Annotated in this window: 16 protein-coding genes; 14 read left to right on the forward strand and 2 right to left on the reverse strand. The window is 51.5% G+C overall.

Going from position 1 to position 22,671, the window contains the following annotated elements:
- Positions 1-66: 66 nt before the first annotated feature.
- From BJP58_RS26500 to BJP58_RS26565, 14 genes are all read left to right on the forward strand, one after another.
- Positions 67-981: a hypothetical protein gene (locus tag BJP58_RS26500; protein WP_194541267.1), complete on the forward strand. Its 915-nt coding sequence runs from the start codon at positions 67-69 to the stop codon at positions 979-981.
- A gap of 221 nt (positions 982-1,202) precedes the next feature.
- Positions 1,203-2,246: a LacI family DNA-binding transcriptional regulator gene (locus tag BJP58_RS26505; protein ID WP_194541268.1), complete on the forward strand. Its 1,044-nt coding sequence runs from the start codon at positions 1,203-1,205 to the stop codon at positions 2,244-2,246.
- A gap of 431 nt (positions 2,247-2,677) precedes the next feature.
- The gene (locus BJP58_RS26510) at positions 2,678-4,045 is read left to right on the forward strand and encodes an ABC transporter substrate-binding protein (protein ID WP_194541269.1); all 1,368 of its coding nucleotides are present in this window, start codon (positions 2,678-2,680) and stop codon (positions 4,043-4,045) included.
- Positions 4,046-4,106: 61 nt separating this feature from the next.
- Positions 4,107-7,064, forward strand: a complete 2,958-nt coding sequence (locus BJP58_RS26515) for an extracellular solute-binding protein (RefSeq protein WP_194541270.1) — start codon at positions 4,107-4,109, stop codon at positions 7,062-7,064.
- Positions 7,065-7,076: 12 nt separating this feature from the next.
- Positions 7,077-8,045: a carbohydrate ABC transporter permease gene (locus tag BJP58_RS26520; RefSeq protein ID WP_194541271.1), complete on the forward strand. Its 969-nt coding sequence runs from the start codon at positions 7,077-7,079 to the stop codon at positions 8,043-8,045.
- Positions 8,046-8,049: 4 nt separating this feature from the next.
- Positions 8,050-8,961 carry a carbohydrate ABC transporter permease gene (locus BJP58_RS26525; RefSeq protein WP_071221217.1) on the forward strand — a complete coding sequence of 304 codons (912 nt, stop codon included), beginning with the start codon at positions 8,050-8,052 and terminating at the stop codon, positions 8,959-8,961.
- Positions 8,962-8,970: 9 nt separating this feature from the next.
- Positions 8,971-10,434, forward strand: coding sequence for a gluconolactonase (locus BJP58_RS26530; RefSeq protein WP_194541272.1), 1,464 nt, complete (start codon positions 8,971-8,973; stop codon positions 10,432-10,434).
- A complete protein-coding gene (locus BJP58_RS26535; RefSeq protein ID WP_194541273.1) occupies positions 10,415-11,035 on the forward strand; it encodes a Yip1 family protein in 621 nt (206 codons plus the stop codon). Before BJP58_RS26530 ends, BJP58_RS26535 begins: the two co-directional genes overlap by 20 nt.
- 14 nt (positions 11,036-11,049) lie before the next feature.
- Positions 11,050-13,626, forward strand: a complete 2,577-nt coding sequence (locus tag BJP58_RS26540) for a DUF5696 domain-containing protein (RefSeq protein ID WP_194541274.1) — start codon at positions 11,050-11,052, stop codon at positions 13,624-13,626.
- Positions 13,623-14,522: a carbohydrate ABC transporter permease gene (locus tag BJP58_RS26545; RefSeq protein WP_194541275.1), complete on the forward strand. Its 900-nt coding sequence runs from the start codon at positions 13,623-13,625 to the stop codon at positions 14,520-14,522. Before BJP58_RS26540 ends, BJP58_RS26545 begins: the two co-directional genes overlap by 4 nt.
- A gap of 43 nt (positions 14,523-14,565) precedes the next feature.
- Positions 14,566-15,561 carry a carbohydrate ABC transporter permease gene (locus BJP58_RS26550; RefSeq protein WP_194541276.1) on the forward strand — a complete coding sequence of 332 codons (996 nt, stop codon included), beginning with the start codon at positions 14,566-14,568 and terminating at the stop codon, positions 15,559-15,561.
- A 141-nt stretch (positions 15,562-15,702) separates the two neighbouring features.
- Positions 15,703-16,719 (forward strand): glycosyl hydrolase, encoded by a 1,017-nt coding sequence (locus tag BJP58_RS26555; RefSeq protein ID WP_194541277.1) that lies wholly within the window; start codon positions 15,703-15,705, stop codon positions 16,717-16,719.
- A gap of 154 nt (positions 16,720-16,873) precedes the next feature.
- Positions 16,874-19,432 (forward strand): beta-mannosidase, encoded by a 2,559-nt coding sequence (locus BJP58_RS26560; RefSeq protein ID WP_194541278.1) that lies wholly within the window; start codon positions 16,874-16,876, stop codon positions 19,430-19,432.
- Positions 19,433-19,753: 321 nt separating this feature from the next.
- The gene (locus BJP58_RS26565) at positions 19,754-20,299 is read left to right on the forward strand and encodes an RBBP9/YdeN family alpha/beta hydrolase (protein ID WP_194541279.1); all 546 of its coding nucleotides are present in this window, start codon (positions 19,754-19,756) and stop codon (positions 20,297-20,299) included.
- Positions 20,300-20,470: 171 nt separating this feature from the next.
- On the opposite strand, the gene BJP58_RS33985 is transcribed toward BJP58_RS26565, so the two are convergent.
- Positions 20,471-20,605 carry a hypothetical protein gene (locus BJP58_RS33985; RefSeq protein ID WP_267907841.1) on the reverse strand — a complete coding sequence of 45 codons (135 nt, stop codon included), beginning with the start codon at positions 20,603-20,605 and terminating at the stop codon, positions 20,471-20,473.
- 187 nt (positions 20,606-20,792) lie between these two features.
- Complete coding sequence (locus BJP58_RS26570) at positions 20,793-22,613, reverse strand: ABC transporter substrate-binding protein (RefSeq protein WP_194541280.1); 1,821 nt, start codon at positions 22,611-22,613, stop codon at positions 20,793-20,795.
- Positions 22,614-22,671 lie beyond the last annotated feature (58 nt).

Raw genomic sequence — 22,671 nt, forward strand, 5'->3', positions numbered from 1 at the left:
GGAAGACAACATGCCATTAGGTAAAATATCCCTTATTGACTATCTATAAAAGAGGGGCGAAATTCGATGAGATTGGTGCGAAAATCGGTATTGACCATCTGCAGCCTTTTGCTTGCAGTCTCGGTCCTATTTCCGCAAACAACGGTTCACGCAGCGGATCAGAAATGGATGAATCAAGTATGGAGCGAGTATAAATCCTATAACAAGAAGACGGTAGATGCGTATAACAATTACCAGAAACAAGTAGACAAGAAATATAAGGTGTTTTATGATGCAAGCCATGCGTCCCTGGATCAGCTGGAGAAAAAAGTGCTGGAGGATCAAAAGCAGTGGGACGAGAAGCTTCAAGCAGATCTGGATCAGCTGAAGCTGAAGTATGAAGGGAACCGTGATTTAAAGGATAAGCTGACACAATATGAACGGTTGATCAATCCAAGCTATTTAAACAGTCCGATGTGGAAGTATGCAAAAGCCGCAGACCGGGATTATTTGAACAGCACCCTCTGGAAGCTAAGCAAAGAAATGAACGAGGGTTATTTGAACAGCTTGATGTGGACATACAAGAAGACGATCACCCCGAGCTATTTGAACAGTTCCGCATGGAAATTCAGCAAAATGGTCAGTGAAAGCTATTTAAACAGCCCGATGTGGAAGCTTCGTAACGGATCGAGTACGTCGTATCTGAACAGTCCGATGTGGAAGTACAAACAGGGGAAAATCAGCAAGGCAACAGCTAAGAGCCAATACAGCAAGCTGTTTAAGGAACAGACAACCGCGATCTCCAAGGGCAATGCCGCAAGAAAATCCGAAATAACGAAAATGGCAAGCGTTACGCAGAAGAAGATAGGTGAGCTATACAAGGAAACGGTAATCACACTTGAGACACGCCGCGAGGAGGCATTGAAGAGCATCTCCGACCTCCGGACAGAAATCACCGGGGAAGGCTTGCAGTGGGAAGCGCTGCTCGTGGAGAAACCATAATATATCGTAATATTATCTCTTACAAGAGAGGAGCTGTCCTGCTGGTCTGAACATGACCAGAGGACAGCTTTTGTTTTTGTAAAAATGAAAACAAGAAAATGCAGGATATTCTTTGACTTTGACTGCTTTTTCAAATAATATTATGTCTGTAACCTAACAAAAACTAACATAAATAACACGGGAAATGTACGACAAATTCGCACTTAAGTAGGTAGATAACGATGAAAACGAAAGTGACGATTCAGGAAATTGCCGATTTCACGGGCGTATCTAAATTCGCGGTATCCCGTGCTTTGTCGGGAAAGTCGGGCGTCAGCCCGCAGACCAGGGACATGATTCTGAAGGCAGCGGGGCAACTGGGGTACTTTAAGGATCAGCCGAATCAAGCCGCGGGGAAAAACCAGCAGCTTCAAGATCCGGAGAACAGAAAATGGGCGGGAGCGGTGCTTGTTCTATTCCCTAATGTCCGTTATCAAAATCGGGAATCCCTCTATTGGGGACCGGTGTTTGACGGCATATCTACTCGCCTGAATCAGAAGGGGCTGGACATTCTCACGCTGACGGAGCCATCGAATGACCATATGTTCACTCTGCTAAATCCCCAGGGCATTCTCGGGATTGTGACGGTGGGCTCGGTATCCACCCAAAATTTAATGGATATCAAGAAGCTGAACATTCCCGTGGTCATGGTGGACCACATGGACCCGGCTTTTCAATCGGACACGGTATTCACCGACAATATGCACAGCATGAAACAAATCATGACCAAGCTGATCAGCAGAGGGTATAAAAAGTATCAGTTCATCGGCAATATCGAAGATGCCCAGAGCTTTTACGAGCGCTGGATCGGCTTCTCGTCCGCGCTGGCCGATTACAAAATCGAACATCGTCAGCTGCCTTCCCTGATCAGCCCGGAGATTGAGAATATACACGCAGCGTTAGAAAAGGTCCTTGCCGGAAGCGAGCTTCCGGAAGTGTTTGTTTGCGCCAACGATATCACCGCCATGTTCGCAATGGAGGCGCTCAGGAAACAGGGCATCGACGTACCGGGCCGCGTACAGGTGACTGGATTTGATAATATGTACGATAACCTGCCGATTATGGCAACCGTCAACATCGATAAGGAACTGCTCGGGATGCGTGCCGTCGATCAATTGCTATGGCGGATATTGAACCCGGATTCCAATTACGAGCGGCTTTTAATTCAAGCGGACGTCATTGTTAGGGATTTGAATAACGCAACACGCGATACGGATGAAATGTAAGCTGCATTTTCATATTCTCACGTTAGCCCCGATGTCTCCATGACATTGGGGTTTTTTTATATATTCATAACAGAAAAATAACGAATATTATGATCGTATAATGGTCAAAACTTCGCTGGATTCATTGAAATATATCGTTGATATATAAGGGAATGTATCGAAAAAAGCCGAGTTGTGCAGAAATAATTTGTAATCGCTGTCACTAAAATATTTATGTTATTTTTAATAATTAATTAGGTTTATTGTTATTATTATCATAAAATATATTGACGAGATTACAATCGAAGTGATATATTTTTTGGCAAACAGGGATAACGGATTGGGGGCGAGGATAGCAGCAGGGAAAACTGTGAATCAATCCATTCAATATCATCTTGGGGGTACATGCAGCTTTTAAACAGGGCGTTTAACAAATAGGGGAGGTTTTTAGCGTGAGAAAAATGAAAGGGCTTTCTTTATTGCTTGTCTGTTTATTATTTTTGATTACGGCCTGCAGTGGGGGAGGCGCTAAACAAGCGGAGACACCGCCTGCGACTCCGGCTCCTAGCACGGACAAGGCAGCTGAGACTCCAAAAGAAGAACCCGCTGAACCTGAAGCAGAACCTGTAGATCTAGGCGGCCGCGTGATTAAGGTTGCTTCTTGGTGGGACCTGAAGCCGGCAGGCACAACAGCCGGAGAGAAAGCCCGCTTGGAGAAGATTGCCGAAATCGAGAAGAAATACAATTGCAAAATCGAGTTTGTTAACGTTCCCTTTGAGGAGTACATGAATAAATTTACGACAAGCGTGCTGGCAGGCGAGCCGTTTGCCGATATCGTGCAGCTGGAGTACAAATCGGCACTGCCGGCTATTATGAAAGGGCAGATCCTGCCGATCAGCGAGTTTACGACGGATCAGAACAATATCAATAACGAAGCCGATCTGCAGGCGAAATATCCTGCCATTGGCGGAGGAGAATACGGCTTCGATAATCCGACCTCCATCGGACTTGGACTTCATTACAATCGCGATTTGTTTAAGAAGAACGGCCTCCCGGATCTTCAGGAGCTGTATGCCAAGGGAGAATGGAACTGGGATAAACTCATGGAGATTGCCAAGCAGGCAACCAAGGATACGAATAACGACGGGAAAACCGACGTATGGGGCTTCTCCGGTTGGGCAATTGATGCCGTTAAACATTTCACCGCCGCTAACGGGGGCAAAATCGTTGATGATTCCAATGGCAAAGAAGGTTTGTCCGATCCGAAAACATTGGAAGCTGCCGAATTTGTGAACCGCCTCTACAACGTGGAGAAAGTGGTTAAAGTCAAGAGCGGCAACAAAACGAACTGGGAAGAAACAAACACCTTTAAAGACGGTGATGTAGCCATGTTTACGGCAGCGGAATGGATGCTCGGCGACATTACGTTCGAGGTCGGGGTGGTTCCGATTCCTAGCGGTCCGCAAGGCTCGCCGGAAACAACGTATGCCAATACCGCCGCATCCGCGAAGTTCATTCCAAAGGGCGTGAAAGATCCGGCCATCGTCTATCAAATTTATGAAGAGACGTTCGATATACCGCCAACAGAGGAATATCCGGGCCAGGATTACCTGGAGAGCATCTATACCAATCAGGAAGACATCGACATGATTCGCGAGCATATTGCCGGAACCGGTGTCATCACGGTCGACGAAGCTTACACGGATTACCCTACTGGGGCTTTCATTGAGGATATTATCGTGAACAATCAATCGGTAACCGCTACGGCCGAGAAATATAAACAACAGGCGCAGGCTGCTGTCGATAAAATGGGCAAATAAGATGGACGGGGGCGTTAAAGCTTAAAGCCGCGCCCCCTTCTCCTGAACAGGGGGATGAACATTGACACTTCATGTGCAGCTAAAAAAATGGATGAATCGACTATTGATTCTTTTGGCGGTCATGGCCGCTTTGATTCTGTTTTTTAATAGAGGGGGAAGTGAACCCGGATCCGGCATCAAGGCGGAAGACAGCCGGACAGAGCTTTCATTGGAACGTCCCGCATCGCTGGTCAAACTCAGCACGCAGCAGGGAAAAAGCATTTCGTATGCCCAGTATTTGTCGGATCATGACGGAAAGAGTCGACCTGATCGTGTAATCACGATTCCTGCGGCGGAATACAGTCGTGCCGACGGCGGGGAATTCCGCAGACTGGAAGCCTATGAGGGTCATCCTGGAACCTCGCTTTTTACGGGGGAGAAGGGGGAGGTGGAATGGAAGGTTCATGTAGAGGAAGAGGGAATGTACAATCTGTCTCTGCTCTATTATCCAGTGGAAGGAAAGAGCTCCTCTATTGAGCGCTCCATCCGCATCGACGGGAAGCTTCCCTTCCAAGAGGCTGGCTATTTGCAATTCGATCGGATCTGGGATAACGCCAAGGACGGCATCGATCAGGATAACCAGGGCAATGACCTGAGACCGAAGCAAATCGAACGTCCGGTCTGGGTCGAGGCAGTGCTGAAGGATGCGGACGGATATATCACGGAGCCGTTTCTTTTTTACTTTGAAAAAGGAGAGCATACCGTGTCTCTTACAGCAGCAAGGGAGCCGATGGTGATCGGGGAGCTGAAGCTTTTCAAGCAGGAGCGCCCGCTGACGTACGCCGAGCTGCATCAACAGTATGAGGCTGAAGGTGCTCGAATAACCGAAGGAACTTTACTTACGATTCAGGGTGAAGACGCAGTCGCCAAATCATCACCGACCTTGTATCCGCTAAGCGAGCGTTCGAGTCCGAGCGTCAGTCCCTACAGCGCCTCAAAGATCCGAATCAATACCATTGGCGGTTTGAACTGGCGGCTGCCCGGGCAGTGGATCGAATGGGAGCTGGATGTACCCGAGAGCGGGCTCTACAAGATTGCATTCAAATCGCAGCAAAATTTTGTGCGGGGTATGTACACGACGAGAAGGCTGACGATTGACGGGAAGGTTCCGTTTGAAGAAATGAACCACGTTCCGTTCCAATTTAAGAACGGATATCGCATGGACGTGCTTGGAGGCGATGAACCCTATCTGTTCCGGTTGGAGCAAGGTAAGCATGTGTTACGCCTCGAGGCGAGTCTGGGTGAATTCGCTCCGCTCATTCAAGAGGTGGAGGACAGTCTGCTGAACCTGAATGCCATGTACCGCAAAATTTTGATGATCACTGGCACGAGTCCGGATGAATTCCGCGATTACCGCGTGGAGCAGCGGATACCGGAGCTGCTGGAAGTCTTCCGATTCGAAAGCGACAGACTGAAAGTCATCGCGGCCAGATTGGTTGAACTGTCGGGACAATCCGGCGATCAGGAGGCGCTGCTAAAGACCATGGCGCTTCAGCTGGATGAGATGATCGCGAAGCCGGATACGATTCCGCGCAGGCTGGAGGCTTACAAGACGAATACCGGCGGACTTGGAACATGGCTGCAGCAGGCTAGGGAGCAGCCGCTCGAGATCGATGCCCTCTATGTTGCCTCGGCCGATGTCAAGCTGCCCAAGAGCGGGATGGGTGCCGGTGATAAGGTGAAGCATGAGGTGTCGACGTTCTTCAGCTCCTTTTTCATCGATTACAACAATATTGGCAATGTCGCGGATGCGAAGAATCAACGTTCGATCACGGTATGGATCGGCAGCGGTCGCGATCAGGCCAATACCATCAAGGCGATGATTGACGAGACCTTTACGCCGGAGACCGGCATTAACGTCAATCTGAAGCTGGTCAACATGGGGACGCTGCTCCCCGCAACTTTGTCGGGACAGGGACCTGAGGTCGCGATGCAGATCGGTAATGATCTGCCGGTGAACTTTGCCATGCGGAACGCGGCAGCAGACCTGACGCAATTCCATGATTTCGATTCGGTAGCGGACCGATTCAGGGACAGCGCCTTGGTACCTTACCGATACCTGGACGGCGTGTATGCGCTGCCCGAGACGCAAACCTTCAATATGATGTTCTACCGGAAGGATGTGCTGGAGGAGCTTGGACTTGAAGTTCCGAAGACCTGGAACGATGTAGCCAGCCTGCTTGCCGTATTGAACAAAAATCATATGCAATTCGGTCTTCCCGTTGTGGCGCAGGCACCGGATCAGTGGACTACACTGCCGCCGAATTCCTTGTATGCGGCGCTCCTGATGCAATCCGGCGGGCAATTCTACCGCAACAACAACCAGGAATCGGATCTGGATTCCAAGATAGGGCTGGAAGCTTTTAAACAATGGACGGAATATTACACGGATTACAAGCTGGAGCGGGAGTATGATTTTGCGAACCGGTTCCGTACAGGACAAATGCCGATCGGCATTTCCGACTACACCACCTATAACCAGCTGTCGGTGTTCGCGCCGGAAATTCGTGGCGTATGGGGCTTTGCGCCCGTTCCGGGAACCGTTCAGGCGGACGGCACGATTGATCGCACCGTTCCAAGCGGTGGCAGTGCCGTGCTGATGCTGGATGATGCCAAGGATAAGGACGCGGCCTGGGAGTTCCTGAAATGGTGGACCAGCGATGCAACGCAGACCAACTTCGGCCGCGAGATGGAAGGCCTGATGGGCGCAGCGGCACGGTATCCGACCGCGAATATTAAGGCGCTTGACAGTCTGCCGTGGCCCGTTGCCGATTATGAGAATTTGAAATCGCAATTTGAATGGGTGCAGGGAATTCCGGAGGTGCCAGGCGGCTATTCGACGGGCAGACATCTGTTTAATGCCTTCTACCGAGCGGTGATCAGCGGCATCGAGCCGCGGGAGGCCTTGATGGATTCCGTGCAGTATATTCACGACGAAATCCGGACCAAGCAAGAAGAATTCGGCGAGCCGCAGGGATAGGGGGAATCCAAATTGCATAATGTCAGCCTTCAGGATCCTGAGGTTACGATCTCTGCCGCTGTTCACCCGGTGAAGCCGCAATCATGGTGGAAGCGGAAGCTGGCGGAGATCAAGGCCAGCAAGCATTCCTATATATTGCTTGCGCCTTATATGATCCTGTTCACGCTGTTTACCGTTTTTCCGGTCGTTATTTCCATGATTCTCAGCTTTACGTACTTCAACATACTGGAATTTCCGCGGTTTGTCGGTTGGGATAATTACACGCGTTTGTTCCTGGAAGACGATATCTTTCTGGTTGCGCTGAAGAATACTCTTCTCTTCGCCGCCATCACAGGACCCATCAGCTATTTGGCCTGTTTCCTGTTTGCGTGGGTCATCAATGAGCTGGGTCCGCGGCTGCGGGCGTTCATGACTCTGATCTTCTATGCGCCTTCGATCTCCGGGAACATTTACTTCATCTGGCTGATGATCTTTTCGGGCGACCGCTACGGCATAGCGAACGGCATGCTGATTAAGCTGGGCATCATCCTGGAGCCGATCCAATGGCTGAAGACCGAAGCGTTGATTATGCCGATCATCATTTTGGTCCAGCTGTGGCTCAGCCTCGGAACCGGCTTCCTGGCTTTCATCGCCGGTCTTCAGACCGTTGATAAAACGCTCTACGAAGCCGGTGCCGTGGACGGGGTCCGCAACCGTTGGCAGGAGCTGTGGTACATTACGCTGCCTTCGATGCGGCCGCAGCTCATGTTCGGCGCGGTCATTCAGCTTACGACATCGTTTGCCGTGGCCGACGTATCAATTGCGCTTGCCGGTTTCCCGAGTGTGAATTATGCGGCGGAAACGATCGTAACGCATCTCATCGATTTTGGCACGACGCGCTTCGAGATGGGTTTTGCCTCGGCGATTGCGACCGTGCTGTTCATTCTGATGGTGGGAACCAACCTGATCGTCCAAAAATTGCTGCGCAAGGTAGGTGAGTAGACGCATGAGGGTTACATACGAACTTCCAAAAAAACGGGGCAGCCGCCTGCTGAACGTAAGTCTTAAAGGGCGCAGCAAACGGGTAAACCGCTCCTTCATGGGCACCTTCTCCCTGTTTGCGCTGCTGGCGGTGTTCGGCGCTTTCATGGCGCTGCCCTTGGTGTATGCCATCAACAATGCCTTCAAGCCGCTGGACGAGATTTTCTTGTTCCCGCCCACGTTGTTTGTCCGCAATCCCACGTGGAATAATTTTTCCGATTTGATCAACCTGCTCGGTCAGTCCTGGGTACCGTTCTCGCGGTATATCTTCAATACGGTATTCATTACCGGCGTTGGCATTGTCGGGCACGTAATCTTTGCCTCCGCTGCGGCATATCCGCTGGCCAAGCACAAGTTTCCGGGCAAGGTTTTTCTGTTCCAAATCGTGGTGTTGTCTCTGATGTTCACGCCGGTCGTGACGGCGACGCCGAACTATATGATCCTGTCGTGGCTGGGACTGATCGACACCTACTGGGCGGTAATTATACCGGCATTCGGTTATTCGCTCGGCCTATACCTGATGAAACAGTTCATGGAGCAGATACCGGATGCCCTGCTTGAAGCGGCCAAGATCGACGGAGCCAGCGAATACCGGATCTTCTGGTCCATCGTGATGCCTAACGTGAAGCCGGCGTGGCTTACCTTGATTATTTTGCTGTTCCAGATCCTATGGGGGACCGATGGCAACGGCTTTATTTACAGCGAGCAGCTCAAGACCCTGCACTATGCGTCCAATCAGATCATTCTGGGCGGTATATCCCGGGCCGGCGCAGGCGCGGCCGTGGCAGTCATCCTGATGAGTGTGCCGATTGTGCTCTTTCTGTTCTCGCAGAGCCGGATTATCGAGACGATGGCCACATCCGGGATGAAGGATTAGGGGGATCACATGTCAGCGAAAAAATGGTTGCTATCGCTCGCGGCGGCCTCCCTGCTGCTAACCGGCATGATGCCGGGGAGTGCATCCGCCAGTGCTCCGTATGAGAGCTATATCTACAATTATTGGGAGGAAACGGTTGCCGTGCCTGCAGCCTATCTGCCGGTACGCTCCGTCACGGGGAAAGATCTGGGTATCGGGGAGTTTTTGGAGCCCAGCGATATGCATGTGTCAGAGGCGGGGAACATCTACGTGCTGGACAGCGGCAACAAACGGATTGTATGCCTCGATGAAGCGTGGAATGTCGTTCGCGTCATTGATGCCTTTATGAATGAAGGGAAAGAGGACGGCTTTGCCAATCCTTCCGGCATCTTCATTGATGGGGACGAGAACATCTATGTTGCTGATACCGACCATCAGCGGGTTGTCATATTAACGGCGGAAGGCGCGCTTGTCCGGATCATTGAGCAGCCGGAATCGGATGTGCTGCCTCAAGGCTTTCAATTCATCCCGCTGAAAGTAACGGTGGATGAAGCCAAGCGGGTATTCGTTGTCGCCCGGGGTATTTATGAAGGCATTATGCAGTTTGAGGAGAACGGTACCTTTCTCGGTTACGTCGGAACGATTAAGGTAAAACGCGATTATGGCGATTATTTCTGGCGACTGGTATCAACGAGTGCCCAAAAAGCCCAGATGAGACTGTTCATCCCGACCGAATTCTCCAATCTGGATATCGACGCCAAAGGATTCGTTTACGCCACGAATATTGATGTCGGGTCCAAGGAGCCGATTAAACGCCTTAATCCGTCAGGTGAGGATGTGCTGAAACGCTTTGGCTACTTTCCGGTTGCCGGGGATATTTATTATCGGAGAACGGTAGGTCCCTCCAAGTTCGTTGATATTAAAGTGCTTGGCGACGGGATTTACAGCGCGCTCGACTCTACTCAGGGACGCGTATTCACCTATGATGAGTCCGGAAACCTGCTGTATGTCTACGGCGGCATCGGGAATCAGCTGGGCGTGTTTAAGACGCCGGCGGCGATTGAACAGCTTGGAGACCGTCAGCTTGTGCTGGACCGGGGAAAGGCAAGCATTGTCGTGTTCGAGCCAACCGAGTTCGGGAAACAGGTTAACCTTGCCGTGCGCCACCATTATCGCGGGGAAGACGCGGAGGCGGAAAGGTACTGGGAACGCGTGCTTCAGCTCAATGCCAACTATGACATCGCTTATATCGGTATAGGGAAAGCGAAGCTCATGAAGGGGGAGAACAAGGAAGCCCTTCGATATTTTGAGTTAGGCATGGACCGCAAAAATTATTCCGTTGCTTATAAACGCTACCGCAGAGAGGTCATGAAGGAGCATTTCGGCACCATTTTATCGGTTGGGACCAGCGTTGTGCTGCTCTATGCGGTCTATAGAACGGTGAGATACCGAAAGCAGAGGAGGGAAGGGAAGCATGAAACAGGATTATCTTAAATTCCCCCTTCATTTGATTGTTCACCCCTTCGACGGATATTGGGATCTAAAGTACGAGAATAGAGGTCGTCTCGGGGTTGCTTATGTCGTATTGGTGCTTGTGGTCATGGCCATGATTTTGCAGCGGCAATATGCGGGATTTCTGGTCAATTACAATGATCCGCGGACGCTGAGCAGCATCGACGAACTGATCTTTATCGTGCTCCCGTTCTTTCTGTGGTGCGTCTCCAACTGGTCGGTCACCACGCTCATGGGCGGGGAAGGGAAGTTTAAAGAAATCGTGATGGCCAGTGCGTATGCCCTGATTCCGATGGTGCTGATTTATCCGCCCTTGACGCTGGCGAGCCGGTTTATGGTGCAGGAAGAGACCGTGTTCTACTATCTGTTTACGACGGTTGCGGCGATTTGGTTTATCGGGCTGCTCTTTGTCGGCACGATGACGGTTCATCAGTACTCGGCCGGCAAAACGGTCGTCACGATGTTTCTGACCCTGATCGTAATGGGCATCATCGTATTTCTGGGCACGCTCGTGCTGAGCATGATGCAGCAGATTTACACGTTCGTTGTCAACGTTTACCGAGAGATCCTATTCAGGCAATAGAGGAGGCCGCATCCGTGGAAAAAAGAAAATGGCTGTACACGGTGCTTGCATGTACCGTTATAACGTGCATGGCTGCGGGCTTTCTGATCTACGTGAATCGGGGAGCACCGGCAGTTGACGTGGCGGCTTACCGAATCGCGGCAGCCGAGTTGACGCCGGGCGGTGAGCTGACCCTTCTGAACGATTCGACAGACGGCGTAGCCGGTATGGATCTGGTAGCGGAGACGGCGGCGCTTGCTCTGTATTATCATCCGGAAACGACCGAGGTGGCGGTACGGGATAAACAGAGCGATACGATATGGTACAGCAATCCGTCAGACCGCATGGAGGATGGAATTGCCTCGCCGTTTGAGAAGGAAGTGCTGTCTTCGCAATTGACGCTGACGTTCCGGGATGCGATCGGCACGCTTGAGACCTATCCGAACTATACGTGGAGTGTGATGAACGGGAACTACACGGTGGAAAGCTTGGACAACGGAATTCGCGTCACGTATACGCTTGGAGATGTGTCGCTCGGAATCGACGCCTTGCCGAAATACATCTCACAGGACCGATTGCAGGAGAAGGTGATCAGCAAGCTGGATGAGTCGCTGGCGAGATATGTGCAGGCCCGGTATTACCCCATGAAGGATAATCCGGCGATGCTGGAGCGATTGGATGACCAGATCAAGAAAGAGCTGGTGCTGAAAAAAATGCTGGGGGCGTTCGAGCAGGCCGGCTACACCGCGGAGGATCTTGCCTTTGATAACGAAGCGGGCGGAGGAGCCGCCGCTAGTGCCTCTTCGAAACCGCAGTTCAAGATTCCGCTCGAATACCGGCTGGAGGAGGATTCGCTGGTCGTTTCAATTCCGCTTGACCAGGTAACGGAAAGCGAGAGCCACCGTCTGCGCAGCGTGGAGCTGCTTCGTTATTTTGGCGCGGCCGGCTCGCAGGAACAGGGATATATGCTGGTCCCGGACGGCAGCGGCAGTCTCATTAAGCTGAATAACGGCAAAGTGAAGGAAGAGCAGTACGTGCAGCGGATATACGGCACCGATCCGAATAATAACAGCGGCAGCCGCGGGCAGGTGGCGGAGCAGGCGCGGATGCCCGTGTTCGGTATGAAGAGCGGTGATCGCGGCTGGTTTGCCGTGATTGAAGAAGGCGACGCCATCGCGAGCGTGTCCGCTGACATCGCAGGGAAGCAGAACTCGTACAATCATGCATTCAGCAGCTTTGCCGTTCGCGGCGAGGATATGCTGGAGCTTTACACCGGCAGTACGGTGCAGGAGATTCAGCTGCTGAATGACAAGCTCTACAGCGGCAATCTGGCGGTTAGATACAGCTTCCTGTCGGGTGATGAGGCCAGCTACTCGGGCATGGCGCGCTTGTATCAGCAAACGCTCGTGGAGGATAACCAGCTGACTCCACTGGAAGAAGACGAGGGGATCCCGTTCTATCTGGATATGCTGGGCAGCGTGGATAAACGGAGATCTTTTCTGGGCGTACCTTATGATGCCGTCGTCTCGATGACCACCTTCGAGCAGGCAGGGGAGATCGCTGCTCTTCTGAATGGCGAGGGCATCGCCAATCTCCGAATGCGTTACCTCGGCTGGTTCGGCAAAGGCGTCCATCACAAAACCCCGGTGAAGGTAAAGGCCGATCGCGTGGTTGGAAGCACAGCGGAGCTGAAGGCCCTATTCCAGCTATTGAAGGATTCCGGCGGCGGATTGTATCCGGATGTTGCCTTTCAGCACGTCTACCATGACGATGGGGCGTTCACGCCGTCATCCGATGCATCCCGTTTCGTGACCAGGGAAACGGCAGCGCTGCATCCGTATGACCGGAACATGAACCGGATGGATTCTTATTACGGTACGTACAATCTCATGTCGCCGGCGAAGCTTCCCTATTACGTGGACCGATTCGCGGGGCAATATGAACGTTTTGGCATCGGGGCTGTGTCATTGCGGGACCTGGGCGATGTTCTGAGCTCGGATTACCGGGTGCAGCGGGTGGTTTTCCGTGAAACCGCGAAGCTTATCGTGACCGATCAGCTGCAGAAGCTGCATGAGGTCTATCCGGATACGATGATTTCCGGCGCCAATGCATACAGCTGGGCTTATGCCAGCCACGTGATCGATGCACCGACGTCGAGCAGCGGATTCGGGCTGACGGATGAGGAAGTCCCCTTTTATCAAATGGTCATTCACGGATACCTGGATTATGCGGGGGCAGCAGTCAATAACCTGAATGAGCAAAATTTACGCAAGCAGCTTCTGCAGTCACTGGAATCCGGATCAGCTCCGCACTTCCTGTGGTCATATGAACAAAGCTCGAAGCTGAAGTACACGCGTTTTGATGACATGTACTCCACCCATTACAAGGATTGGTTCGAAGAAGCGGTTTCCTTGTACAAGGAGCTGAATGAGGTGCTGGCGCCGCTCCGGACGCAGCGGATGGTGGAGCATAAGCGGCATGAAAGCGGCGTGGTCGAAGTGAGGTACGAGAACGGCACGTCGATTTTGATCAATTATACCGATCAAGCCGTCGATGTTAACGGGGTCCTTGTGGAGCCGCAAAATTATGCTGTAGGGGGTGGCCGGGCATGAAAATAAGATTGTCCCTGACTCAGAAAAGATCCATGCTCGGTCTCCTTTTCATCGCACCATGGCTGATCGGTTTCATCTTTTTGTTTGCCGGACCTTTGCTCCAGTCCATCCTGTTCAGCTTCAGTAAATTGAACATTTCCCCCACAGGCTATGAACTGGAGTCGGTTGGATGGAGCAATTTCAACACGGCGCTGTTCGTGGACGCGAATTTCAACCGGATCTTGACGGAATCGATACTGGGCATGGTGGTGGACGTTCCGCTGATCTTGTTCTTCAGTTTGTTCTCCGCCATTCTGCTGAATCAGAAATTCAGGGGGAGAGCCCTAGCAAGGGCGATATTCTTCCTGCCGGTCATCCTGGCGTCAGGCGCAATTTCCGCAGCGGAAACTTCCGGTCTGATTAATCTGGTCGGAAATGCTACGGTGGCGGAGGAGCTCGGGCAAGCTTCCGGGCAATTCAATGTGCTGTCGATGGTGCGCATTTTATCCGAGGCCGGATTTCCCCTTACCGTAACCGAGTATATTATCGGGGCGGTCATGAGGATCTACGATATTATCAGCAGCTCGGGTGTTCAGATTCTGATCTTTCTTGCCGCCTTGCAGGCCGTCCCGGGTTCAATGTACGAGGTCGCGAAGATCGAAGGGGCTACCGCTTATGAATCGTTCTGGAAAATTACCTTTCCGATGGTCAGTCCGCTCATCCTGACAAACATGATTTATACCATCATCGATTCGTTCGCGGACAGCACTGTGACCCGGACGATATACGAGACGGCTTTCAAAACGCAGAATTTCGGGCTCAGTGCCGCGATGGCTTGGCTGTATACCATCGTTATCAGCTTGCTGCTGATTATTATGGGGATCATCGTCTCAAGGAAAACCTTTTATCAAAACTAATGGCTAAGAGATTCCTGACGGTACAGGAAAAAAGGAGGTCCGTATGGCATCGATTCGGGATCGCTCGGACGAAACGGCTCAGGAACGAATGAACCGGTTCAAGAACAAGGCGCTGCCTATTCTGTGGGCGGTGTTCCGCTACCTGCTGATCATCGGCATTACATTCATCATCATCTATCCGATCATCTCCAAGTTCTCTGTGGCGTTTAAAGACAAACAGGATATTTATAATCCAACGATTTATATGATTCCGGTGCATTTCACATTGGATAACTTCAAGCTCGTGCTCGACCTGCTGGATTATTGGCCGCTGCTGCTGAACACGATGATTTACGTATTCATCACGATGCTGCTGACCACGATGTCGACCGCGCTTGCCGGATATGGCTTTGCCCGGTTCACCTTTCCAGGAAGCAACCTGCTGTTCGGCCTAGTCGTGCTGACAATCTTGATTCCGATGAGCACGCTGATGGTACCGATGTATTTGCATTTTCGCAGCTTTGAAATTCTGGGGCTGGTTCATTTGTTTACCGGAAAAGAAGGTGTTAACCTGCTGAACAGCTACTGGCCCTCGATTATTACTTCGGCTACGGCCACCGGGCTTAAAGCCGGACTGTTCATTTATATCTTCCGTCAATTTTTCCGGGGGCTCCCGAAGGAGATTGAGGAAGCTGCGCTGATTGACGGTGCAGGCGGGATTAAGACATTTTTTGCGATCATGCTTCCCAATGCGATTCCGCCGCTTATTACGGTGACCCTGTTCTCGTTCGTCTGGCAGTATAATGACACCTTCTATACTTCGCTCTTTATGAGTGAGCAGTCGCTGATGCCGCTGAAGATCGCTTCCCTGCCTGCGGACGCGAACCAGTTTCTCCCGGCGCTGATGGGACTCGGTTCATCGGCCAAAGCCGATCCGAACTACGTGGCACTCGTGGTAGATACGGGGATATTGCTGGCCATTCTACCTCTTATTGGACTGTATTTGTTCGTGCAGCGCCACTTTGTGGAGAGCGTGGAGCGTACCGGAGTTGTCGGGTAAAAGCTGCTGCAGGACAGGTGCATCGCCGAAGGATCGATATCATCTCGCAGGATAGAATGCCGTGTCGGAGGATAAGTCTTGTGCTTTGTTGCGGGCGGCAACCTTCACCTAATAAGAACTTACAGGACAGGAGTGAATCGCATGACAAAAGCAAGCAGCACCCGCTTTGAGGTCCAGCCGGACCTGATCAACCCGGCCGCTTCCGATCAAGCCAAACGGCTAATGGAGTATTTGTGCAGCATCTATGGCAAACGGATGCTGACAGGGCAGCAGATTGGCGTTGTATCCACGCCGGAGTTCGACATGATCCACGAGGTCACGGGGAAATACCCTGCCGTCGGCGGATTCGATTTCATGAATTACTCGCCTTCACGGGTGGAGCGCGGAGCCGAGTGTCAGGACACGGATCTGGCGATGAAGTGGTGGAATCGCGGCGGGATCGTGACCTTCTGCTGGCACTGGAACGCCCCGAAGGATTTGGTGGATTTGCCGCCGGATCGGACCTGGGGCAGAGGCTTTTACACCAATGCGACAACCTTTGATATCGCACAGGCGATGGCGGAGCCTTCATCTGAAGAGTACGGCCTTATCATCCGGGATATCGATGCTATCGCTGCCGAGCTCAAGCGTCTGCAGGATGCCGGCATTCCGGTGCTGTGGAGACCACTGCACGAGGCTTCGGGAGGCTGGTTCTGGTGGGGGGCCAAAGGCCCCGAGCCTTGCATCGCGCTCTGGAAGCTGATGTACGAACGCATGACGCATCACCACGAATTGAACAACCTCATCTGGGTATGGAACGGGCAGCATAAAGATTGGTATCCGGGCGATTCCTACGTCGATATCATCGGAGAGGACATTTACCCGCCTGCCCGGGATTACGGTTCGCAATCTGAGCGGTTCCGCACGGCTTTATCGTATACGGATACGGCAAAAATCATTGCGCTGACCGAGAACGGCGTCATTCCCGACCCCGATCTCATGCTGGAGGACGGATGCCCGTGGGCATGGAATTGCACGTGGTATGGAAACTTCGTGTTCACAGAAGAAGGAAATAAACGGAGGTATTCAGAAGAGTATACGGACGAGCAGCAGCTGATCCGAACCTATCATCATCCGTTTACGGTCACGCTGGATGAGCTTCCGGATCTGAAAGGCTGAGCGGCCTTGTATCTGACAGGGATGCAGGCATAAGACGCAAGTAACGACTGTAGAGCTAGAGTGGAGAACAAGCTGATGCGCGGAGAAGCCATATCTGTATGGAATATGACCCGATCCGCATCAAATAAATATATAGAGATGGAGAGACTACATCATGAATCATAACGTTATGACCTTAAACCAATGGAAATTCAAAGCGTGCGACGAATCCGAGTGGCTTCCGGCACAGGTGCCGGGCTGCGTACACACGGACCTGCTGAAAAATGGCAAAATCCCGGATCCCTTCTACGGAACGAATGAGCATGACCTACAGTGGATCGACAAGAAGGATTGGGAGTATGAGACGACATTTGACCTGGATCCGAATTTGAGCGCCCAATCCCGCATTGAACTCGTATTTGACGGCCTGGATACCTACGCGGACGTATTCATCAACGGGACGAATGTGCTTTCCGCGGATAATATGTTCCGTTCATGGCGGATCGATGTGAAATCGCAGCTAAAGACTTCCGGCAACGTGATTAACATTCGCTTCCGTTCCCCTATCCAGGAGGATCTGCCGAAGCTTGCAAAGCTCGGATATCCGCTGCCGGCTACAAATGACCAGTCTGAGCTTGGAGGCCTGGGCGATCAGAAACTGAGCATATTTTCCCGTAAAGCGCCTTATCATTATGGCTGGGATTGGGGACCGCGGTTTGTGACCAGCGGAATCTGGCGGGAAGCCCGGATTGAGGCTTGGTCCGAGGTGCGAATCGATGACTTGTTCATCCGTCAGGATGAGATTACTGCTGACATGGCTAGAGTTACCGCGGTAGCTGCAATCGAAGCGGGGCAACCATGGCAAGGGGTGCTGCGCGTAACCGCAGGCAGTCAGGTATGGGAACAGCAGGTACAGCTTGAAGAAGGCCGTCACTCGGTTGAATTAAATCTTGCGATTGCGGAGCCGAAGCTGTGGTGGTGCCGCGGCCTGGGCGAGGCTCATCTGTATTCGTTCCATGCCGAGCTGGTGGAAGCGGAACGGATCGTTGCAGGGAAAGAGGTTAGAACCGGCCTTCGCACCGTCAAGCTGGTACGGGAACAGGATAGCCGCGGCACTTCTTTTTACATCGAGCTTAACGGCACGCCTGTGTTTGCCAAGGGGGCAAACCATATCCCGAATGACAGCTTCATAACGGAAGTGACGGCAGAGCGCTACCGTCATGAAATCGCATCCGCAGCGGAGTCCAACATGAACATGCTGCGCGTATGGGGCGGCGGTATTTATGAAGAGGACGTATTCTACGATCTGTGTGATGAATATGGAATCATGGTATGGCAGGACTTCATGTTCGCTTGCAGCATGTATCCAGGCGACGAGGCGTTTCTGGAGAACGTGCGGCTGGAAGCGGAGGAGAACCTGGTCCGTCTGCGGAATCATCCGAGCATCGTGCTCTGGTGCGGCAACAACGAGATTGATTCTGCATGGGCGCATTATGAAGAGAAGGGCGGCTGGGGCTGGAAGCAGGACTATACCGAAGAACTCCGCGAGAAGATCTGGAGCGACTACGAAAAGGTATTCCACGAAATTCTGCCTGAGGCTGTAACCGGTTATGCACCGGGAGCGGAGTATTGGCCTTCATCCCCGCTGGTATCGCTCAGCCATGACAAGGAGCAGCATGCCAATCCGTCCACAACGAGCGGAGATATTCATTACTGGGGCGTATGGCATAATACGGAGCCGTTTGATAACTACAATGTTTATGTCGGCCGGTTCATGAGTGAATACGGATTCCAGTCCTTCCCGGAACCGAAGACGGTCCGTACCTACGCCGAAGACGGCGATATGGAGCTGGAGTCAACGGTTATGCTGGCGCACCAGAAGAACGGTGCCGGCAATCGCTTGATCAAGACTTATATGGATCAATATTATAACGAGCCGAAGGATTTTGAAGCTTTCCTGCATATGAGCCAGATTCAGCAGGCCGAAGCAATGAAGATGGCGATTGAAGCCCATCGCCGCAACAAACCGTACTGCATGGGTACATTGTATTGGCAGATGAATGACTGCTGGCCAGTCGCTTCGTGGGCGGGCATGGATTATCTCGGCAGATGGAAGGCGCTGCAATATGTGGCCAAGCGCAGTTTCCGGGATGTGAGTCTGTCGATCGAGTCCAAGGACTCCGACATTCTGGTCCATCTTGTATCCGACATATCAGAAGAGGTCCAAGGGACTCTTAAGGTTCAGTTATTCGATTTTAACGGCAAAGAGCTCTATGTATCGGAGCAATCGATCCGTGCGGAAGAGCAAGCGTCGCTCGTTGTGTTCCGAGCTGTGAACGAGGAACTGCTTCGTGGACATGATCCAGCCGAGGTCGTGCTGTTGGCGCAATTGCTTAAGGACGGAGACGAGGTGGACAGCAAAACATTCTATTTCGTGAATGACAAACAACTTCGTCTGCATAGCCCGACCATCCACGTGAAAGAGGTCGAGGGAAGCAACGGCACCACGTTTGTGCTGGAGAGCAACGTGCTTGCCCGCCACGTATGGCTGTCGTCGGAAGCGGAAGGCTTCTATAGCGATAACTTCTTCGACTTGATACCGGGAATTCCGATGACGGTTTCCTTCAGCTGCCGAAACAACGGAGAGCAGGCATTCGTACCTGGCAAGCCAGGTCAGGTCGAGGTTCGGTCCATGGCTGATTGCATTGACCAGGCGATGGTGCTGGCGATATAAAAAAGAGACCATAATAGATCCGCTAAAAAGAGCCGCCCCTTCAAACGATTCTGGTGAAGGGGCGGCTTGTTTGTCTTTAGTGGAGCCATGAATTTGATGCTAACCATTTCATTGTTGGCTTAATCATAAGCGGGTGATCACGGGGGTCGACACCTTGATCTGGATACCGTTATGTGATAAAGGGTCCATGGGTTGTGATACAGGTCGGATGTCAGCAAACGAAAAGAAATCCGGCACGCTGCTATCAGTTATTCTAGGTTGGTACACATCCTGTTGGACATGCTCATACCCCATAAGCAAAGATCGGGAAGGAGGCTGAACATGAAAAAACAAGTTTTGTTCATCCATAGTGCAGGCCCGCAAGGTATTCACCAAGGCAGCAGCGGCTTGATCGCCCATCTACAAGAACAGCTCGGTGAAGCTTATCATGTTATATCCCCAGGCATGCCCGAGAATCTGGATTGTGCTCTGTGGAAAGCGCAGATAGCTAGTGAAATCGAGGAACTGGATGAGGAGCTTTTCCTCATAGGCCATTCCCTAGGCGGCTCGGTGCTACTGAAATATCTCTCGGAAGAAGGCTGCAAGCGAACCATCTCTGGACTGTTCTTGGTCGCAGCCCCCTATTGGGGCAAGGACGAGAATTGGCAGCATGAAGAGTATACGTTATCCAAGTCATTTGCAGCCAAGCTACCGCACATATCAAAGTTAATTCTATACCACAGCCGTCACGATCCAGTAGTACCTTTCGCGCATGCCCAGCACTACGCGAAGCAGCTGCCCCAAGCCGTCACCCGAACATACGAGGGTGACGATCACTACTTCGGTAAGGGCTTGCCCGAGCTTGCAGATGATATCAAGCGCATGTAATCCAAGCCTTCAATCTTCGTCTGTTCAGCCACCCCTGTATATGTGAATTACAGGGGCGGCTTCCTCTCACCACCCTCCCAAAAAAGGGAGAGAGTGGCTGCGCCGCGGCTATCCTTCGTCCTTTTAAATGGTATACGAGATGCATCGAAGCATGAGCCAACAAGGCATTACTTAAAGGTACTGCTCCAGCGGAGAAGGCGGAATGATTCTGGAGAAGCGATAGCGGTCTCCCGAAAGCTTTCTGAAAGAAAGCTGCATCGTAAGCGTAAACCGCACCCGGATTTCTACACTGGCCCATTCATTCATGAAATCTGGGGGCAACAGAGATCGGAAGAATCATCGCATGCGGAGCGATGCAAAAAACAGCCGGAGCGATGCAAAAGAATTCCTTACTCCCATTGCGATGCTATATGGGAGCCAGAAGTTAAGTGGCGCATATAAACCTCGCATCAAAAAAGACGACATCAGCTTTTCGCTAATGTCGTCCTCTTTTTTACTTGCTCGCTTTATATGCGCTCAAGAATTCCTTCACCTTCGCCGGATCGGCCACCAGCTCGTTGCCGGTTTTTACGATTGGGCTGACGGTGGAGTAGGCTTTGATTTTGTTATTGTTGTAGTAAGTCAAAATTTCATCCTGGTTGATGGAGTAGAGCACGGCTCTTCTCAGATCATCGCTTGTTGCCACATCACGGTTCTTCGTGTTGAACAGCAAGTAGGATACGGCGTTGCTTTCGATCGTTTGCAGCTTCAGCTTGCTGTCGCCTTTAACCACATCGTATTTCGTTTCAGGCACGCCGTAGTACAAGTGAATCTCGCCGCTGCGCAGTGCGGAAAGCGTGCTGTCCGCATCCTTGATAAAGCGCACCTTCACTTGCTCGATTTTCGGTTCGTGCTCGGTGCCCTTCATGTAGCCAGGGTTTTTGAAGAAGGTCGCTTCATAGTCATTTTTGGAAGACAGAATATAAGGACCGCTGGCATACAGCGTGTTGTTATATTTGTCGCCTTCGGTTACCGTGTTTTGGTCGCCGTAAGGGATGTCTTTGTTCACATCGAATTTCTCAACGTCATACGTGTTGATGGATTCCACTTGTTTCTTCGATACGATACCGGCCGATTGGTGAGCCAGGTAGTTCAACACTTGCGGGAACGGCTCAGTGGTCGTCAATTTAATGACTTGGTATTTACCGTCTTTCGTGCTTGCTTGATTCTTGTCGTCAACGAGGGAAGTGATCTTGGTATCCAAGCCAGCTTCCAGCGCATCCTTAATGCTTTCGCTGCCACCGGATACTTTGGTGTTCTCCAGTGCGCTCAGATCGGTTACAGCTTCAACCGTGTTGATATGCTCGTGAAGCGTGTAGGTGCGGTGATCCGGTACCGAATTTTTGTCTTTGGCTCTGTTCATGGAGAAGATGACATCGTTAGCGCCTACGCGCTCGCCGGAATCTTCAGCCTTTTTGTTTGTGATTTTAGCAAAGTTAATGTCGTCTCTAAGAATGAAGTAATACTCCGAGTTGCCTTCGCCAATGGCATGGTTATAAGACAGCGAGCCTTCGGATGTGATCTTGTCATCATCGGTCAGGTTGATCAGACGTACGTTCATGTTGGTGTTGATGATGTTGATGGAACCGTCATTACCCTTGATTGGATCAAGAGAAGTCAGTTCGGAGATCGATTGGGACAGAATCAGCGGCTGCGAAGCACGCTTGGATTGGTCTTTGAAATCAACGGCTTCCCAAGGAAGGGAACGGGATTTCGAGAGACGGACGGAATTTTCGTCCAGGACGTCCTTGTTGAACGCTTGGCTCTTCAAGGAGATGTACAATGGTGCGATATAAGCTTTGTCTGTTACAAGACGTTGTTCCAGCTGTTTGTAAGTCTCAACAGCGTCTTCAGGCGTTTGCGTTGCTGCTTGGTCGATCAGCTTGTCCACTTCTTCGTCGGACAGGATGCTGTAGTCGCCGCCGGTTTTGAACAGGGAACGTACGGCATAGTCAGGGTTACCCGTGACGGTAGTCCAGCTGGACAGCGCGATGTCGTAGTTGCCGGCATCCTGCTGTGCCTTGAAGCTGCCGTAGTCCGCCTGCAGATTCAGCTTCACGTTGAAGCCGTTCTTCGTGAGCTGGTCGCGAATGATGTTGACATCGGATTCGTTCGAGCTCATGCCAAGCAGTTCAATATTAACAGCGGATGTGTCTGTAGCTGTATCCGATGGTTCTTGCTGATTTTGCTGTGCATCATCTTTGGTTGTTACGTTGCATCCGGCCAGTACAATAACTAGCGAGAGAAACAGTAACAGCAAGGAACTCTTTTTCATTGGTGATACCCTCCTGAGTTGTATATATATAAAATATTTTTTGAAACCGATAGTTAGT

The sequence above is a fragment of the Paenibacillus sp. JZ16 genome (assembly GCF_015326965.1).
Taxonomy (GTDB): Bacteria; Bacillota; Bacilli; order Paenibacillales; family Paenibacillaceae; genus Paenibacillus_AQ.

Coding starts and splice junctions, on each gene's coding strand:
- BJP58_RS26565 (WP_194541279.1), top strand. CDS start 19,754: ATGAAAAAACAAGTTTTGTTCATCCATAGTGCAGGCCCGCAAGGTATT.
- BJP58_RS26535 (WP_194541273.1), top strand. CDS start 10,415: ATGAAACAGGATTATCTTAAATTCCCCCTTCATTTGATTGTTCACCCC.
- BJP58_RS26555 (WP_194541277.1), top strand. CDS start 15,703: ATGACAAAAGCAAGCAGCACCCGCTTTGAGGTCCAGCCGGACCTGATC.
- BJP58_RS26560 (WP_194541278.1), top strand. CDS start 16,874: ATGAATCATAACGTTATGACCTTAAACCAATGGAAATTCAAAGCGTGC.
- BJP58_RS26570 (WP_194541280.1), bottom strand. CDS start 22,613: ATGAAAAAGAGTTCCTTGCTGTTACTGTTTCTCTCGCTAGTTATTGTA.
- BJP58_RS26550 (WP_194541276.1), top strand. CDS start 14,566: ATGGCATCGATTCGGGATCGCTCGGACGAAACGGCTCAGGAACGAATG.
- BJP58_RS26500 (WP_194541267.1), top strand. CDS start 67: ATGAGATTGGTGCGAAAATCGGTATTGACCATCTGCAGCCTTTTGCTT.
- BJP58_RS26505 (WP_194541268.1), top strand. CDS start 1,203: ATGAAAACGAAAGTGACGATTCAGGAAATTGCCGATTTCACGGGCGTA.
- BJP58_RS26530 (WP_194541272.1), top strand. CDS start 8,971: ATGTCAGCGAAAAAATGGTTGCTATCGCTCGCGGCGGCCTCCCTGCTG.
- BJP58_RS26525 (WP_071221217.1), top strand. CDS start 8,050: ATGAGGGTTACATACGAACTTCCAAAAAAACGGGGCAGCCGCCTGCTG.
- BJP58_RS33985 (WP_267907841.1), bottom strand. CDS start 20,605: ATGAATGAATGGGCCAGTGTAGAAATCCGGGTGCGGTTTACGCTTACG.
- BJP58_RS26545 (WP_194541275.1), top strand. CDS start 13,623: ATGAAAATAAGATTGTCCCTGACTCAGAAAAGATCCATGCTCGGTCTC.